At 71.4% G+C, this 16,019-nt stretch carries 13 protein-coding genes; 6 read left to right on the plus strand and 7 right to left on the minus strand.

Annotated elements, in window-relative coordinates:
• Window positions 1-17: 17 nt before the first annotated feature.
• Both BLT99_RS12360 and BLT99_RS12365 read right to left on the minus strand, forming a co-directional pair.
• The gene (locus BLT99_RS12360) at window positions 18-2,378 is read right to left on the minus strand and encodes a phosphoketolase family protein (RefSeq protein ID WP_092672900.1); all 2,361 of its coding nucleotides are present in this window, start codon (window positions 2,376-2,378) and stop codon (window positions 18-20) included.
• On the minus strand, window positions 2,378-3,199 hold the full coding sequence (locus BLT99_RS12365) for a universal stress protein (RefSeq protein WP_166670872.1): 822 nt from the start codon (window positions 3,197-3,199) through the stop codon (window positions 2,378-2,380). The genes BLT99_RS12360 and BLT99_RS12365 overlap by 1 nt, the downstream gene beginning before the upstream one ends.
• 199 nt (window positions 3,200-3,398) lie before the next feature.
• Between BLT99_RS12365 and BLT99_RS12370 the strand changes: the two genes are divergently transcribed.
• Together BLT99_RS12370 and BLT99_RS12375 are read left to right on the plus strand one after the other, a co-directional pair.
• Window positions 3,399-5,033 (plus strand): sensor histidine kinase, encoded by a 1,635-nt coding sequence (locus BLT99_RS12370; protein WP_092672906.1) that lies wholly within the window; start codon window positions 3,399-3,401, stop codon window positions 5,031-5,033.
• Window positions 5,030-5,668, plus strand: a complete 639-nt coding sequence (locus tag BLT99_RS12375) for a response regulator (protein ID WP_092672909.1) — start codon at window positions 5,030-5,032, stop codon at window positions 5,666-5,668. The genes BLT99_RS12370 and BLT99_RS12375 overlap by 4 nt, the downstream gene beginning before the upstream one ends.
• Window positions 5,669-5,747: 79 nt before the next feature.
• Here the strand turns inward: BLT99_RS12375 and rhaS are convergent, their stop codons facing one another.
• From rhaS to BLT99_RS12395, 4 genes are read right to left on the minus strand one after another with little or no spacing between them, the layout of a single operon-like run.
• A complete protein-coding gene (gene rhaS, locus BLT99_RS12380) occupies window positions 5,748-6,794 on the minus strand; it encodes a rhamnose ABC transporter substrate-binding protein (RefSeq protein ID WP_092672912.1) in 1,047 nt (348 codons plus the stop codon).
• Window positions 6,795-6,846: 52 nt separating this feature from the next.
• Entirely contained in the window at window positions 6,847-7,923 is a 1,077-nt protein-coding gene (locus tag BLT99_RS12385) for an ABC transporter permease (protein ID WP_092672916.1), read from the minus strand.
• Window positions 7,920-8,960 carry an ABC transporter permease gene (locus BLT99_RS12390; RefSeq protein WP_229724364.1) on the minus strand — a complete coding sequence of 347 codons (1,041 nt, stop codon included), beginning with the start codon at window positions 8,958-8,960 and terminating at the stop codon, window positions 7,920-7,922. Before BLT99_RS12390 ends, BLT99_RS12385 begins: the two co-directional genes overlap by 4 nt.
• On the minus strand, window positions 8,957-10,486 hold the full coding sequence (locus BLT99_RS12395) for a sugar ABC transporter ATP-binding protein (protein WP_371874202.1): 1,530 nt from the start codon (window positions 10,484-10,486) through the stop codon (window positions 8,957-8,959). The genes BLT99_RS12390 and BLT99_RS12395 overlap by 4 nt, the downstream gene beginning before the upstream one ends.
• A 137-nt stretch (window positions 10,487-10,623) precedes the next feature.
• Between BLT99_RS12395 and BLT99_RS12400 the strand changes: the two genes are divergently transcribed.
• From BLT99_RS12400 to BLT99_RS12415, 4 genes are all read left to right on the plus strand, one after another.
• A complete protein-coding gene (locus BLT99_RS12400) occupies window positions 10,624-11,640 on the plus strand; it encodes a LacI family DNA-binding transcriptional regulator (protein WP_092672922.1) in 1,017 nt (338 codons plus the stop codon).
• A gap of 77 nt (window positions 11,641-11,717) precedes the next feature.
• Window positions 11,718-12,620, plus strand: a complete 903-nt coding sequence (locus BLT99_RS12405) for a VOC family protein (protein ID WP_092672925.1) — start codon at window positions 11,718-11,720, stop codon at window positions 12,618-12,620.
• Window positions 12,617-13,258: an alpha/beta hydrolase gene (locus BLT99_RS12410; RefSeq protein ID WP_092672928.1), complete on the plus strand. Its 642-nt coding sequence runs from the start codon at window positions 12,617-12,619 to the stop codon at window positions 13,256-13,258. Before BLT99_RS12405 ends, BLT99_RS12410 begins: the two co-directional genes overlap by 4 nt.
• A gap of 9 nt (window positions 13,259-13,267) precedes the next feature.
• Complete coding sequence (locus tag BLT99_RS12415; RefSeq protein ID WP_092672931.1) at window positions 13,268-13,834, plus strand: GIY-YIG nuclease family protein; 567 nt, start codon at window positions 13,268-13,270, stop codon at window positions 13,832-13,834.
• Between the two features lie 153 nt (window positions 13,835-13,987).
• On the opposite strand, the gene BLT99_RS12420 is transcribed toward BLT99_RS12415, so the two are convergent.
• Window positions 13,988-15,850 carry a DEAD/DEAH box helicase gene (locus BLT99_RS12420; protein ID WP_092672934.1) on the minus strand — a complete coding sequence of 621 codons (1,863 nt, stop codon included), beginning with the start codon at window positions 15,848-15,850 and terminating at the stop codon, window positions 13,988-13,990.
• Window positions 15,851-16,019: the final 169 nt, after the last annotated feature.

Here is a 16,019-nt window from a genome sequence, read left to right on the forward strand (position 1 = left end):
AGAGCCGGTCGGTGCGGTCAGTCGCGCGCCGCGGCGATGAGCCGGTCGAGCCACGCCGTCGACGTGACCTCGGGGCTGTCGTCCCCGAACTCGTGCGCGTGCACCCGCATGCGCTCGCGCGTCGCCGCGAGGTGGGCGACGGCGTGCGGATGCCGCAGCTCGGCGCCGGGCACGTGACGGAGCACCGCGAGCGCCAGCGTGTACCGGTCCAGTCCATTCATCCGCAGCATGTCGAACGGCGTCGTCGTGGTGCCGCGCTCGGCGAAGCCGTGCACGTGGAAGCCTCCGTGGTTCGGCTGGCGGTAGGCGAGCTGGTGGATGAGCGACGGATATCCGTGGAACGCGAACACGACGGGCGCGGCATCCGTGAACACCGCCGAGAACTCGGCGGCAGCGAGCCCGTGCGGGTGTTCGTCGAGCGCACGCAGCCGCATGAGGTCGACGACGTTGACGAACCGGAGGCGCAGGTCGGGCACCGCCTCGCGGAGCAGCTGCACGGCCGCGAGCGCCTCGAGCGTGGGCACGTCGCCGGCGGCCGCCACGACGGCATCGGGCTCACTGCCGTCGACCTCGGTGCCCGCCCAGTCCCACACGCCGAGGCCTCGCTCGCCGTGCGCGATCGCCGCCTCGTACGACAGGTAGGTCGGCTCAGGCTGCTTGCCCGCCACGATCACGTTGACGTGGTCGCGCGAGGCGAGGCAGTGCTCGGCGGTCACGAGCAGCGTGTTCGCGTCGGGCGGCAGGTAGACGCGCACCACGCCCGGCCCCTTGTTCACCACGAGGTTGAGGAAGCCGGGGTCCTGATGCGAGAAGCCGTTGTGGTCCTGCCTCCACACGTGCGAGCTCAGCAGGTAGTTCAGGGAGGCGACCGACCGCCGCCACGGCACCTCGTCGGCGACCTCGAGCCACTTCGCGTGCTGGTTGAACATCGAGTCGACGATGTGGATGAAGGCCTCGTAGGACGCGAGCAGTCCGTGGCGGCCCGTGAGCACGTACCCCTCGAGGAGCCCCTGCAGCAGGTTCTCGCTGAGCACCTCGATCACGCGCCCGCTGCGGGCGAGGTGGGCGTCGACCGGCAGCCGTCCCGCCATCCACTGCTTCGACGTCACCTCGAACACGGCGTCGAGGCGGTTCGACGCGGTCTCGTCGGGTCCGAACAACCGGAAGTCGTGGGGGTTGTCGCGGATCACCTCTGCGAGCCATCCGCCGAGTCGCCGCGTCGACTCGGCGGTGGTGCCGGGCGTGACGCGGTGCGCCGCGGCATCCGGCAGTAGCAGGTCGCGGAGCAGCTCGCCGCCGTTCGCCGCCGGCGTCGCGCTCATGCGGGCCTCGCCGCGTGGCCGGATCAGGTCGAGCTCGGGCATGGGAGCGCCCGCCTCGGTGAACAGCTCCTCGGGCCGGTACGAACGCAGCCACTCCTCGAGCGCGCGGAGGTGCGCCGGATCGTCACGGACGCCGGCGAGCGGCACCTGGTGCGAGCGCCACGTGCCCTCGACCGGCTCGCCGTCCACTTCGCGCGGCCCGGTCCACCCCTTGGGCGTCCGCAGCACGATCATGGGCCAGGCCGGTTGCGCGGCATCGGGATCGCCGGCATGTTCGGCCCGGATCCCCTCGATGCGGTCCAGCGCGTCGTCGAGCGCGCTCGCGAACGCCTCGTGCACCGTCATCGGATCGACCCCGACGTCGCCGCCGACGATCACCGGCGCGTAGCCGTATCCGCGGAACAGCTCGACCAGCTGCGACTCGGGCAGGCGCGCGAGCACGGTCGGGTTGGCGATCTTCCAGCCGTTGAGGTTGAGGATCGGCAGCACCGTGCCATCCGTCGCGGGGTTGAGGAAGGCGTTGAGGTGCCAGCTCGCTGCGAGCGTCCCGGTCTCGGCCTCGCCGTCGCCGACGACGCACGCGACGAGTCGGCCCGGCGCGTCGAGCGCAGCCCCGAACGCATGGGCGAGCGAGTAGCCGAGCTCGCCGCCTTCGTGGATCGACCCAGGGGTCTGCGGGGCGGCGTGCGAAGGCACGCCCCCGGGTGTCGAGAACTGCCGGAATAACTCGGTGACGCCGCGTTCGTCGAGCGACACGCGGGGGTAGCGCTCGCTGTAGCCGCCTTCGAGCCACGCGTTCGCGAGCATGGCCGGCCCGCCGTGCCCGGGCCCCGCGATGTAGAGCGCCTGCAGCGCGCGCTCGCAGATCACCCGGTTCAGGTGCGCCCACACGAGGTTCAGCGCCGGCGAGGTACCCCAGTGGCCCAGCAGGCGAGGCTTGATGTGCTCGGGGGCGAGCGGATGGCGCAGCAGCGCGTTGTCGCGCAGGTAGATCTGGCCGGCGCTGAGGTAGTTCGCCGCGCGCCACCACCGATCGACCGCGACGAGCTCGGGCATTACGCGGCGGTCCACCCCACGACCACTGCCTCGACCGAGGTGTGCGGCACCACGACGACGGGGCCGGCCAGGTTCATGAGCAGGTCGGTGTTGGTGCGGCCGAGCGGCAGGAACCCGCGGCTCGGCACGCGGCGGCCGGTGACGGTGAGGACGGCGCGCCGCGACACCCCGATGAGTGCGCCGGACGCGGGGTCGGCCGTCGAGCGCACCTCGATCTGGATGCCGGGATGCACGGCCGCCGCGAGCGAGGCGGCGCGGTCGCCCGCGCTCGAGGCGTCGGGTTCGCCCCCGGCCGCCCGGAGCAGGACGAGCGGTTCCCCCAGCCGCCTCGCCTCCTGGGCCGCGAAACGCACGGCGTCGTCGCTGTCGACCCCGTCGGCCACGCCGACGGCCACGCCGCTCCGGCCCCGCCACGACGTCACCGGCACCACGGCGCTCGGCACTCCGGAGACCGCCGCCAGCTGCAGGCTGCGCGAACCCAGCGCATGGCCGTGGAAGTAGCCGACCTTGTGCGTGCCGACCGCAATCAGGTCGGCGTCGCGGCCGGCCTCGGCCAGCGCGAGCATGGGGCTGCCGAGCGCGAGGGCTCCGCGGACGTCGACGCCGGCCGCGAGCTTGCGGGCGAACTCCAACTCGCGCCCGGCGCGCTCCTCGGTGGTGCGCTTGAGCTCCGCGAGCGCCGACTCGCCCACGGACCCCCATCCGTCGTCGACGACCGTGACCAGCGCGAGGTCATCGCCGACACTGCGCGCCCGATCGATCGCCCAGGTGAGGGCGGCACGGCTCGCGACGCTCCCGTCAGCCCCGACCACGATCGTCATGCAAGCAAGCATCCCGACCCCGACCTCACCGCGCGGGGCCTTTGGTCCCCCTACGTCGGCGACACGCCCAGTGCTACAGTTTCGACTGTCGGGGGACGGGAGGTGAGCGCTGGAATCGTCGCCACTTTCGCTGCCGGAGGGCCCGCGAGTCGAGCTCGATCGTGCCCTTCGCGAACTCGTCGAGCGCGCTGACGAGGTGATGCACACCCAGGGACGACTCCGCGCCCTGCTGCACGCCACGCAGGCCGTGGTCGAGCAGATCGAGCTGACCGAGGTGCTTCGGAGCATCGTCGAGGCCGCGGTCGAACTCGTCGACGCCGAGTACGGCGCGCTCGGTGTGCTCGCGCCTCAGGCGGGGCTCGAGGAGTTCATCCACGTCGGCATGCCCGACGACCTGGTTCGTCGCATCGGCCACCTGCCCGAAGGTCACGGCGTCCTCGGCGCGCTCATCGATCACCCCGCACCCATCCGATTGAAGGACCTCGGCGAGGACCCCCGGTCGGTCGGATTCCCCGAGGGACACCCGCCCATGCACAGCTTCCTCGGGGTGCCGGTGAGCGTCCGGGGCGAGGTCTTCGGCAACCTGTACCTCACCAACCAGCGCGGCGGGGAGTTCACCGACGAGGACATCGAGCTCATCTCGGCGCTCGCCGCCGCCGCCGGCGTCGCGATCGACAACGCGCGCCGGTTCGCCGAGGCTCGAATGCGCGAGGCGTGGGCCGCGGCGTCCGCCCAGGTCGTCGCCGCACTGCTCACCGATCCCGATACCGAAGGAACGGCGGCCCTCCTCGTCGACGAACTCGCGACGCGCGGCGCCGCCGACCGGATCGCACTCCTCGTCGCGGACGACGAAGGCCACGCCCTCCGCGTCGTCGAGGCGCGCGGCATCGAGGCGGCGGCGATCGACGGTGCGGTGATCGCGGCCGAGCGCACGCTCGGCGCCGTCGTGCTCGAGGGCGGCGAGTCCCGCGCGACCCCCGGAGGACGCATCAACGGCGTCGCCGACGCGCTGGCGCTCGAACGCGACGGCCACGTCGGGCCCGTGCTGTTCGTCGTCATCCGCAAGGATGGGGCGCCGACCGCCTTGCTGGTCGCGGGGCGGAGGCCGGGCAACCCGCACTTCACCGCCGCCGAGATGCGCATCGCCGAGGACTTCGCCGAGCGCGTCTCGCTGGCCAACGAGCTGGCACGCGCACGCGAGGCCCAGCAGCGCTCGGTGCTGCTCGAGGACCGCGCACGCATCGCCCGGGATCTCCACGACCACGTCGTGCAGCAGTTGTACGGCGCCGGACTCGACCTGCACGCCGTCGCCACGATCTCCGACGACCCGGCGAGCGCACGCATCGACGCGGCGGTCGCGGCCATCGACGAGGCCATCGCGCAGGTGCGGACGATCGTGTTCGCGCTCACGCCGCGCACCGACGGCGTCTCCTCGCTGCGCCACCGGGTGCTCGACCTCGTCGCGTACGCGTCGAGCCACCTGCCGAAGCCGGTCGCCGTCACCTTCACCGGACCCGTCGACCTCGTCGCCGAGGGCGCGCTGGCCGACGAGCTCACCGCGTCGGTGCGCGAACTGCTCTCGAACGCCGTACGGCATTCCGGAGCGAGATCGGTGCAGCTCACCGTGGTCGCGGTCGACGGCACGGTGACCGCAGAGGTCTCCGACGACGGCAGCGGCATCGACCCGTCCGTCGTCCGGCGCAGCGGGCTGGAGAACCTGCGCGTGCGCGCCGAGCGGCTCGGCGGCACGTTCCTGGTCGAGACCGCGCCCGATGGCACGCACGCGAGCTGGTCCGTCCCCACCGAGCCGACGCGGACGGAGGCGGTGTCGTGACCCGGGTGTTCCTCGTCGACGACCACGAGATCGTCCGCCGCGGAGTTGCCGAGCTGCTCGAGCGGGAGTCCGACCTCCAGGTCGTGGGCGAGGCGGGCACCGTCGCGCAGGCGCTCGCCCGCATCGAGGCGACCGCGCCCGATGTGGCGCTGCTCGACATGCGGCTGCCCGACGGCGACGGCATCGACCTCTGCCGCGAGCTGCGGTCGCGGCATCCCGAGCTCGCCTGCCTCATCCTCACCGCGTACGACGACGACGCCGCCGCGATGTCGGCCGTGCTCGCCGGCGCCGCCGGATACGTGCTCAAGAACGTGCGCGGCACCACGATCGTCGAGGACGTGCGGGCCGTCGCGAAGGGGCGCACGCTCATCGACCGATCACTGTCGGCGAAGGTCGTCGAGCAGGCCCAACGCGACGACCACGACGACCCGCGGTTCAGCGCCCTCAACCTCAGGGAGCGTCAGGTGCTCGCCCTCATCGCCGACGGGCTCACCAACCGCCAGATCGGCGAGAAGCTCGGCCTGGCCGAGAAGACCGTGAAGAACTACGTCTCGGGGCTGCTCTCGAAGCTCGGCTTCGAGCGGCGCACGCAGGCCGCGATCTACCAGCTCGAGCGCCGCAACCACGACGGCTGACCCTCACGCCCGCACGCACGAGAGCGGGGCTCCCGGCGTCCTGCCGGAAGCCCCGCTTCGTCGTTGCGTTGGGCGACTCCTAGAAGTCGAAGTCGCCGATGTTCTCGGCGTCGAAGACGAACGGGTCGCCGAGCAGGACCGTGGCGTCGGCGCCGACCTCGTAGTCGCCGAGCTTGCCGGCCTCGAACGTGTCGCCCTCTTCACCGGTGATCTCGCCCTCGATGAGTGCCTTCGCCGCGTACGCGGCGAGGTAGCCCAGGTCGGCCGGGTTCCACAGCGCGAACGAGGTGACGGTGCCGTCCTCGACGTACTCGCGCATCTGGTTCGGGGTGCCCAGGCCGGTCAGCGCGACCGTGCCCTTGTACTCCGACGTCGACAGGTAGCGCGCGGCGGCGGCGATGCCGACCGTGGTCGGCGAGATGATGCCCTTGAGGTCGGGGTAGGTCTGCAGCAGCGCCGCGGTCTTGTCGAACGAGGTCTGGTCGTCGTCGTCGCCGTAGACGGTCTCGACGAGCTCGATGTCGGGGTGGTTCGCCGCGAGCTCCTCCTCCATCAGCTCGATCCACGCGTTCTGGTTCGTCGCGTTGGCCGAGGCCGACAGGATCGCGATCTGGCCCGCGTCACCGATCTGCTCGGCGATCAGGTCGACCTGGACCTTCGCGATGCCCTCCGCGGTGGCCTGGTTGATGAACAGGTCGCGGCACTCCGGGTTGGTGTCGGAGTCGAACGTGACGACCTTTACGCCGGCGTCGCGGGCCTCGTCGAGCGCGTCGCAGATCGCCTCGGGGTCGTTGGCCGACACGACCAGTCCGCCCACGCCCTGCTGCGCCGCGGTCTGGATGAAGCTGACCTGCGAGGTCGGGCTGATCTCGGCCGGGCCGACCTCGGCGAACTCGCCGTCGAACTCCGTGACCGCCTCCTCGCCGCCCGCGTTCGAGGTGTCGAAGTAGGGGTTGCCCAGGGCCTTCGGCAGGAACGTGATCGAGAGGTTGGCGTCGCCGCCGCCCTCGCCACCGCCGTCGCCGCCGTCGCCGCCACCGGCACATCCGGTGAGGACGAGCGCGGCGGCCGCCGCCATCGCCGTGAACGCCACGCCGAGACGGCGCGAACGGTGCTGAGTGAACATCGTTGTTTCCTTCCGTGGTGCCGGGGACCGGACTGTGATGACAGGCGAAGGGTCAGGACGACGGCGGTGCCGCCGCGCTGCGCCCCTTCTTCTTCCCGATCGCCGAGATCCGCCGACGGCGGAGCCAGGCGAGGAGGCTCGAGGACACCACCGAGAGCACGAGCAGCACGCCGGTGATGATGTTGATGATGTCGCTGGTGACGCCGGCGAGCCGGAGTGCGCTGCCGAGGATGCCGATGAGCAGGACGCCGGCGATCACGCCGTGCAGCGCGCCGCGTCCGCCGAAGATCGACACGCCGCCCAGGAGCACCGCCGCGATGACGGCGAGCTCCATGCCGGTCGCATTGTCACCACGCGCGCTTCCGTAGAGCAGGGTGAAGTACACGCCCGCGAAGCCCGAGACGGTGCCGCTGAGCACGAAGAGCAGGAACTTCGCGCGACCCACGTCGACGCCCGAGAACGCCGCGGCCTCCTTGTTCAGGCCGATGGCGTAGAGCGAGCGGCCGAACGGCGTGAAGTGCAGCACGACCGCGAACGCGATCGCGAGCACCGCGAACGGGATCATGATGCCGGGGATCGGCGTGCCAGGGATGTTGTCCTTGGCGAGGTCGGTCCAGAATTCGGGGAAGTCCGTGACCGCGGTCGTGCCGAGCAGACCGACCGCGATGCCGCGGAACAGCGCCAGCGTGCCGATCGTCACCGCGAGCGACGGCAGTCCGACGGCCGTCACGAGCGCGCCGTTGATCACCCCGGCGAGGGTGCCGACGAGGATCGCCGTGATCGCCGCGACGGGCAGCGGCCATCCGGCTTGGGTGAGGATGCCCGTGATCACGCTCGTGAGTCCGACGATGCTGGCGACCGAGAGGTCGATCTCCTCGGTGATGATGATGAGCGTCATCGGCAGCGCGATGAGCAGGATCGGCGCGACATCCCGCAGGAGGTAGGTCGTCGTGAGCGGGCTGTCGAAGTTCGGGACGACCGCCGTCGCGACGGCGATGACGATGAGCAGCAGCGCGATGACGGCGGCCTCGCGGTTGAGCAGCACGCGGCGCCAGAGCGGGCTCGCGTACGGCTTGTACGTGCGGGCGGTCCGGGTGTCGGGCGCGGGCGACGGGGCCGTGGCGGTCATCGGCCTTCCTCCCTGATCTCGAGCAGCTTGCGGGATTGTCGGAGCGCGAGGACGCGGTCGAGCACGATCGCGCCGATGATGAGGGCGCCGACGACCGCGCGCTGCCAGAAGTCGGGGATGCCGACGATCGGGAGGGCGCGGTTGATGGTCAGCAGCAGGTAGGCACCCACCGCCGCGCCCCACACCGTGCCGACGCCGCCGGAGATGGCCACGCCGCCGATCACGGCCGCGCCGATCGCCTGCAGCTCCCATCCGATGCCGGCCTGCGAGCTGACCGTGCCGTAGCGCGCGGCGTAGAGCACGCCCGCGAGGCCGGCGAGCGCACCGCTGACGAGGAAGGCGGTGAGGATGCGACGCGTGACGCGGAGCCCGTAGAGGTGCGCGGCGGCGGGATCGGACCCGATCGCGTAGAACTCCCGGCCGCTGCGCAGGTTCCGCAGCACCCAGGCGGCGACGACGAGCACGACCACGGCGATGATCGTGAGGATCGGGATGAAGAGGATCTGCCCCGTGCCCAGCCCTCGGAAGTCGGCCGGCAGGTCGGACGCGTTGATCCGGTCGCTGCCGGTCCACGCGACGTTGATGCCGCGGTAGATGTAGAGCGTGCCGAGCGTGATCACGAGCGCGGGCACCTTCGCGAACGCCACGAGCGCGCCGTTGACGAGGCCGAGGATGGCGCCGAACGCGACGCCCGCGATGAACACGACGATGATCGGGATGCCGGGCACGTCGATGAAGAGCCGACCCGTCAGGTACGCGGTCAGCCCGAGCACGGATCCGACCGAGAGGTCGACGTTGCGCGTGATGATCACGACGGCCTGGCCGACCGCGACGAGCAGCAGCAGCGACGGCGTGAGCAGGAGGTCGCGGAATCCGTCTGCCGAGAACAGGAAGTTCGGGTTGACGATCGTCGCGACGACGATGACCGCGAGCAGCGCGATGACGATGCCGGTCTCGCGCGCCTTGAACAGGTTCGAGACGACGCGGGTGGCCGGCGACGGAGCGGACGGCGTGGGCGGGGCGGCGGTCGCGGTCACTTCGCGTCCTCCTTCTCGGCGGTGGCCGCGAACATCACGGACTCGGGCGTGGCTTCGGAACGCGGGAACTCGCCGGTGAGCCATCCCTCGCGCATGACCAGCACGCGGTCGGCCATGCCGAGCACCTCGGGCAGTTCCGAGCTGATCATGAGGATCGCCAGGCCCTGCTGGGCGAGCTCGGAAAGCAACCGGTGCACCTCGGACTTCGTGCCCACGTCGATGCCGCGGGTCGGCTCGTCGACGATGAGCACCTTCGGCTCGGTTGCGAGCCACTTGCCGAGCACGACCTTCTGCTGGTTGCCGCCGGAGAGCGTGCCGGTCTCGGCATCGAGCGCGGCGGTCTTGACCTCGAGGCGGCTGGCCCACACCTCGGCGGCCGCGTTCTCGGCGCGGTTGGTGATGAGGCCCGCCTTGGCGATGGTGTTGCGGATGGCGAGCGTGACGTTGCGGGCGACGGACTCGTCGAGCACGAGACCCTGCTTGCGTCGGTCCTCGGGCACGAGCGCGAGTCCGCGCGCCATGGCGACGCGCGGGTTGCCCTTGGGCAGCGCGTGGCCACCGAGACGGACCGACCCCGACTCGTACGGGTCGACGCCGAAGATCGCGCGCGCCACCTCGCTGCGGCCCGCGCCGACGAGGCCCGCGAGCCCGACGATCTCGCCGGCGCGGACCGTGAAGCCGATGTCGTGGAACACGCCGGTCCGCGTGAGTCCCTCGACCACGAGCACGTCGTCGCCGATCTCGGCGGGCAGCTTCGGGAACAGCTCGGCGACATCGCGGCCGACCATCTGCCGGACGAGCTGGTCGACGCTCGTCTCGGCGACGGACTCGGTGGCGATGTAGCTGCCGTCGCGCATGACCGTCACGGTGTCGCAGAGTGCGAACACCTCGTCGAAGCGGTGCGAGATGAACATCAGCGCGCGGCCCTCGTCGCGGAGGCTGCGAGCCACGGCGAAGAGCCGCTCGACCTCGACGCCCGAGAGCGCGGCGGTCGGCTCATCCATGATGAGGACGCGCGCATCGAGGGAGATGGCCTTCGCGATCTCGATGATCTGCTGGTCGGCGATCGAGAGTCCCTCGGTGATGCGGTCGGGATCGATCGAGACGCCGAGGCGCGAGAAGATCTCCTTCGCCTCGGCGCGCATCGCCTTGCGGTCGATTCGGCCGAAGCGGTTGACGGGCTGGCGGCCCATGAAGATGTTCTCGGTGACCGACAGGTCGGGGAAGAGCGTGGGCTCCTGGTAGATCACCGCGATGCCGGCGGCCTTGGACTGCGCGGTGCTGTGGAAGTCGATCTCCTCGCCGCGCAGCAGGAACGTGCCCGCGTCGCGGCGGTACAGGCCCGCGATGATCTTGACCAGCGTCGACTTGCCCGCGCCGTTCTCGCCGATCAACGCGTGGATGGATCCCTGCTGCAGCGTGATGGTGCCGGAGCGGAGGGCGACGACGGCGCCGAACGACTTCACGACCTTGGACAGCTCGAGCGCCGGGGGTGCGGGCGTCGTGGGGCTCTGATCCACGGGCACGTCCTCCTCCTTGAGGTGAAAACTTCATGAATCGATTCAGGCTCGATTCAGGCATACTCTATGGAGGACATCCGCGCGGGTCAAGTCGAGCCCGGACGGATGACACAAGCCGATCGATTCGATGGAGAAGGAGCGCGATGGCCCCGGCGAGCATCCGCGACGTCGCCCAGCACGCCGGCGTGTCGGTGGGCACGGTGTCGAACGTGCTCAACCGCCCCGGCGAGGTGTCGGCCGAGTCGATCCGGCGCGTGCACGAGGCCATCGACGCGCTCGGCTACGTGCGCAACGACGCGGCCCGCAAGCTGCGCGCGGGCGTGAGCACGACCGTCGGCTTCGTCGTCCTCGACGGGCAGAACCCGTTCTTCGGCGACGTCGTGCGCGGCGCCGAAGATGAGGCGTCGAGCCACGGCATCGCGATCCTCTACGGCAACACCGACGAGGACCCCAAGCGCGAGCGCATGTACCTCGACCTGTTCGAGGAGCAGCAGGTGCGCGGCGTGCTCATCTCGCCCTACGGCGACATCAACCCGCGGCTCGAGCGGCTGCGTGCCCGCGGCATCCCGGCCGTGCTCGTCGACCGCTTCAGCGGCGACGGGCGGTTCAGCTCGGTGTCGGTCGACAGTGTGGTCGGGGGCCGCATGGCGGTCGAGCACCTCATCGGCACGGGTCGACGCCGCATCGCCTTCGTGGGCGGCCCGTTCGACATCCGCCAGGTCACCGACCGCCTCGCGGGCGCGCGGGCGGCCGCCGAGAACGCGGGCGAGCACGTCGACCTCGAGGTCGTCGCGACCGACGCGCTGACGGTCGCGGATGGCGCGGCCGCCGGCGCGCGCATCATCGCGCGACCCCGATCGGCGTGGCCCGACGCGATCTTCGCCGCCAACGACCTGCTCGCGCTCGGACTGCTGCAGGCGCTCGTCGTCGACGGACGGCTGCTGGTCCCGCACGACATCGCCCTCATCGGCTTCGACGACAACGCGTTCGCGGCGGCTGCGGCCGTGCCCCTCTCCTCGATGCGGCAGCCGAGTCGCATGATCGGCCGAACGGCCCTGCGGATCCTGCTCGAGGAGACCGCCGACCCCGAGCTCATCCCGCGGCAGACGGTGTTCCAGCCCGAGCTCATCGTGCGCGCGAGCACCGATCCGCGTCGCTGACCGGGAATGCGCACGAGGCTGCGCCCGTTCCATCCATCAGGTATAGTTGTTGCTACAAGTAATGTCTGGAGTTCCCGATGGACGAGCGAATCCTCAACCCCGAGACCTCGATGGGCGCGGTGACCCTTCGCGTCGGCGACCTCGAGGGCATGTCGAGCTACTACGCGAACGCGTTCGCGATGGAACCGCTCGAGGAGCAGAGCCGAGGCCGTGAGGTGCATCGCGTGCTGGGCCGCGGCGCCACGCCTCTCGTCCGCCTCATCCACACGCCCGATCTCCCCGGCGTCGACCCGCGCCAGTCGGGCCTGTTCCACACGGCGTTCCTCTTCGACGACAAGCCGAGCCTCGCTGCCACCGTCCTCCGCGCGGCGCAGGACCCGCGCAGCCGCTTCGTCGGCTCGAGCGACCACCTCGTGAGCGAGGCCTTCTACTTCACCGATCTCGAGGGCAACGGCGTCGAGCTCTACACCGACCGCGATCGCAGCACCTGGATCCACGACGGCGAGCACATCCGCATGGCCACGGAGTACCTGGATCCGAACGAGTACCTTCGCCGCAACCTCACCGAGGCGGCCATCGAGGCGGGTCCGTCGCTCGCCGGCAAGGTCGGGCACGTGCACCTGCAGGTCGGCGACCTCGCCGCCGCGAGCGCCTTCTACGTCGACGCCATCGGCTTCGAGACCACACAGGCCGGGTACCCGGGCGCGGTCTTCGCGTCGGCGGGCGGCTACCACCACCACATCGCGATGAACACCTGGAACAGCCGCGGATCGGGTCCGCGCGCCGCGAGCCTCGGCCTCGGCGACGTGTCGGTGACCGTGCCCGACCGCGACGACCTCGACGCCCTCGTGGCCCGCCTGCAGGGGCACAACCTGCCGTACGCCGACGACGGCCGCTCGGTGGTCGTGAACGACCCGTGGGGCACGCAGGTCACGGTCGCGCTGCCCGACCTCTCGACCGACGAGCTGCTCGCGCGATGAGCCTCGTCGACCTCCGCTCCGGCGACCTCCGTCCTGGCGCCGCCGCGTCGGCCCCGCCGACCGCGGCGCTGCTGCTGCACGGCTTCGGCTCGAACGAGCGCGACCTCGCGGGGCTCGTGCCCGCGCTCGGCCTCGACCTACCGTGGGCGTCGCTGCGCGCACCGCTTCCCGCGGGGCCCGGTTCCGCGTGGTTCCAGATCACGACGCCGGGCAGCCCCGACGCCGCGCCCGTCGAGGCCGCGACGGCGGCGATCTGGTCGTGGGTCGACGAGCACCTGGATGCCGCGACCCGTGTCGTGCCGATCGGCTTCTCGCAGGGCGGCCTCATGGCCACGCAGCTCCTCCGGACGCGCCCCGAGCGCGTGCTCGCACCCGTCGTGCTCGGCGGGTTCGTGCTCGGTGCGCCGCAGCCGGCCGACGAACAGCTGGCCACATCACGGCCACCGGCGTTCTGGGGCCGCGGCGCCGAGGACCGCGTGATCGCGGCGCACGCCGTCGCGCGCACGTCCGAGTGGCTCCCGCGCCATACCGACCTCGTGGAGCGCGTGTACCCGGGCCTCGCGCACGGCATCAGCACCGATGAACTCGCCGACGTGCGCGCCTTCCTCGCCGAGTCGGTCGTCGGTGGGCGCGCGTAACCTTCGTGCATGACGGATGTCGCGGCCTGCACCGCGGTCGATGAGCACGGCGCGTGCACGGCGCCCGCAGACCCGCGCGCGCCGCTGTCGCTCTGCACGACGCATCTGCTCGTCGCCTACGACTGGGTCGCCCGCGACGACGGCGTGACCGACGTGCTGCCCGGCGCGTGCCTCGTGTGCGGGTCCCGTGTCGGCGTGCGGTACCCGTCGGGGTGGGTGTGCGCGGTCTGCGAATGGCGTCTCGGCGACGTGCCCGACGTCGATGTGGTGCCGCCGCGCGTCGACGTCGTCTACTACGTGCGCTACCGCGAGCGGGTTAAGATCGGCACGTCCTCCCAGCCGCGGCAGCGGCTCGCGGTGATCCCGCACGACGAGGTGCTGGCGTTCGAGCGCGGCGGACACACGCTCGAGCAGCGTCGGCACGCCGAGTTCGCCGCGTCGCGGTGGCCCGGCTCCGAGTGGTTCCGGCTCGACGATCCGCTCGTCCGGCACATCGCCGAGCTCGCGGCGGGCGTCGAGGATCCGTGGGACCGCTACGACCGATGGCGCAGCGAGGAGCTCGCCCGCCGCGCCTGACGTCCGCCCCGACCGACCCGGCCGGCGAACGTCGCACGGCACCGCCGGATTCGCGGTACCGCTCACCCGTTCCCGCGAGAGTATGGCGAACGTCGCCGAGCGGGCCCGCTCAGCGTCGATCGGCATACTCTCGCCGAAGGAGCGAGGTGCGCCTCAGCGCTTGGAGTGCCGCGGCTTCCGGTACGGCGTCTCGTCGTCGCGCGGGCCGCGGTCGTCGTCGCGGCGGCGCGAGCCACGGTCGTCGCCGTACTCGCGCGGGCGGCGAGCCGGGCGGCGGTCGTCGTCGTCCCACGAGCGACGGCGCGGGCGGCCCGAGTCGGGCCGCAGCTCGATGAGCTGACCCGAGATCCGCGTACCCGAAAGCCGGTCGAAGACGTCGGCGGGCAGATCGGCGGGCAGCTCGACGAGCGAGAAGTCCGACTTGATCTGGATGGCGCCGAAGTCGTCGCGCTGCAGGCCGCCCTCGTTGGCCAGCGCACCGACGATCTGTCGCGGCTGGACGCGTTGCCGCTTGCCGACCGCGATCCGGTACTGCGCCATGGGCTTGTTCGGCCGTGGGCGCCGGTCGGGGCGCTCGCCGCGCTCCCCACGGTCGCCGCGATCCCCGCGCTCCGGACGGTCGCGGTCGAACCGCTCGCGCACCGGGCGCTCGGGCTCGGGCTCGAGCAGGAGCGGTGACTCGCCCTGCGCGACCACGGCGAGCGCGGCCGCGACATCCGTCTCGGGCACGTCGTGGTGGCGGACGTAATGGGCGATGATGTCGCGGAACCCGTCGATGCGCTCGGCCTGGCTGAGAGCTTCGGTGATGCGGTCGTCGAAGCGCGCGAGGCGCGTCACGTTGACCTCGTCGACGCTCGGCAGCTGCATCTGCGTCATGGGCTGCTTCGTCGCCTTCTCGATGCGGTTCAGCAGCCCGCGCTCGCGCGGCGTCACGAAGCTGATCGCGTCGCCCGAGCGACCGGCGCGTCCGGTGCGGCCGATGCGGTGCACGTACGGCTCGCTGTCGGTCGGGATGTCGAAGTTGACGACGTGGCTGATGCGCTCGACGTCGAGGCCGCGGGCCGCGACATCCGTCGCCACCAGGATGTCGAGCTTGCCCGACTTCAGCTGGTCGACCGTGCGCTCGCGCTGTGCCTGCGCGATGTCGCCGTTGATCGCCGCGGCCTCGTAGCCGCGTGCGCGGAGCTTCTCGGCGAGCTCCTCGGTCACGTTCTTCGTGCGGACGAAGATGATCATGCCCTCGAAGTTCTCGACCTCGAGGATGCGCGTGAGGGCATCGACCTTCTGCGCGTACGACACGACGAGGTAGCGCTGCGCGATGTTCGCCGAGGTCTGGGTTTTCGCCTTGACCGTGATCTCCTCCGGGTCGTGCAGGTACTGCTGCGACATCCGGCGGATCGACGCGGGCATGGTCGCCGAGAACAGCGCGACCTGCTTGTCGTCGGGGGTGTCGGCGAGGATCGTCTCGACGTCCTCGGCGAACCCCATCTTGAGCATCTCGTCGGCCTCGTCGAGCACGAGGTACTTGAGCTCCGAGAGGTCGAGCGTGCCCTTGTCGAGGTGGTCCATGATGCGGCCGGGCGTGCCGACGATGATGTGCACCCCGCGACGCAGCGCCGAGAGCTGCACGCCGTAGCCCTGCCCGCCGTAGACGGGCAGGATGTGCACGTTCTTCAGGTGCGCGGCGTACCGCTCGAACGCCTCGCAGACCTGCAGCGCGAGCTCGCGAGTGGGCGCGAGCACGAGCGCCTGCGGGGTCTTCTGCGACACGTCGAGTCGCGCGAGGATCGGCAGCGCGAAGGCGGCGGTCTTGCCCGTGCCGGTCTGCGCGAGGCCGACGACGTCGCGGCCGGCGAGGAGCGTCGGGATGGTCGCGGCCTGGATCGCGGACGGCGTCTCATAGCCGACGTCGTCGAGCGCCTTCAGGACCGGGCCGTCGAGCCCGAGGTCGGCGAACGTCGTCTGGGCGGGCTCGGCGGGAGCCTCGGCCTGGACGGGGGAATCGTCGGAAGTCACATTTCAGGGTAGACCCCGCGGCTGGGAGGCCGTCGGGCGGGACGCGGCCACGCCCCGGGGCCGCGGGTCGCGCACGCGTGTCGCCGCCGAGGGGCGCCAAGTGTGCGCCATCCGCTCGGATATCGCAACGGGGTGGAGGCGATCGGGATCGTGCCGAAAGGTGGATGGC

Origin of the sequence: Agromyces flavus (assembly GCF_900104685.1) — a bacterium.
Taxonomy (GTDB): domain Bacteria; phylum Actinomycetota; class Actinomycetes; order Actinomycetales; family Microbacteriaceae; genus Agromyces; species Agromyces flavus.

What these genes read in the sequence shown, in the direction of transcription:
- BLT99_RS12405 (WP_092672925.1), top strand. Translation starts at nt 11,718, where the DNA reads ATGGACGAGCGAATCCTCAACCCCGAGACCTCGATGGGCGCGGTGACC.
- rhaS (WP_092672912.1), bottom strand. Translation starts at nt 6,794, where the DNA reads ATGTTCACTCAGCACCGTTCGCGCCGTCTCGGCGTGGCGTTCACGGCG.
- BLT99_RS12415 (WP_092672931.1), top strand. Translation starts at nt 13,268, where the DNA reads ATGACGGATGTCGCGGCCTGCACCGCGGTCGATGAGCACGGCGCGTGC.
- BLT99_RS12385 (WP_092672916.1), bottom strand. Translation starts at nt 7,923, where the DNA reads ATGACCGCCACGGCCCCGTCGCCCGCGCCCGACACCCGGACCGCCCGC.
- BLT99_RS12365 (WP_166670872.1), bottom strand. Translation starts at nt 3,199, where the DNA reads ATGACGATCGTGGTCGGGGCTGACGGGAGCGTCGCGAGCCGTGCCGCC.
- BLT99_RS12360 (WP_092672900.1), bottom strand. Translation starts at nt 2,378, where the DNA reads ATGCCCGAGCTCGTCGCGGTCGATCGGTGGTGGCGCGCGGCGAACTAC.
- BLT99_RS12400 (WP_092672922.1), top strand. Translation starts at nt 10,624, where the DNA reads ATGGCCCCGGCGAGCATCCGCGACGTCGCCCAGCACGCCGGCGTGTCG.
- BLT99_RS12370 (WP_092672906.1), top strand. Translation starts at nt 3,399, where the DNA reads ATGCACACCCAGGGACGACTCCGCGCCCTGCTGCACGCCACGCAGGCC.
- BLT99_RS12410 (WP_092672928.1), top strand. Translation starts at nt 12,617, where the DNA reads ATGAGCCTCGTCGACCTCCGCTCCGGCGACCTCCGTCCTGGCGCCGCC.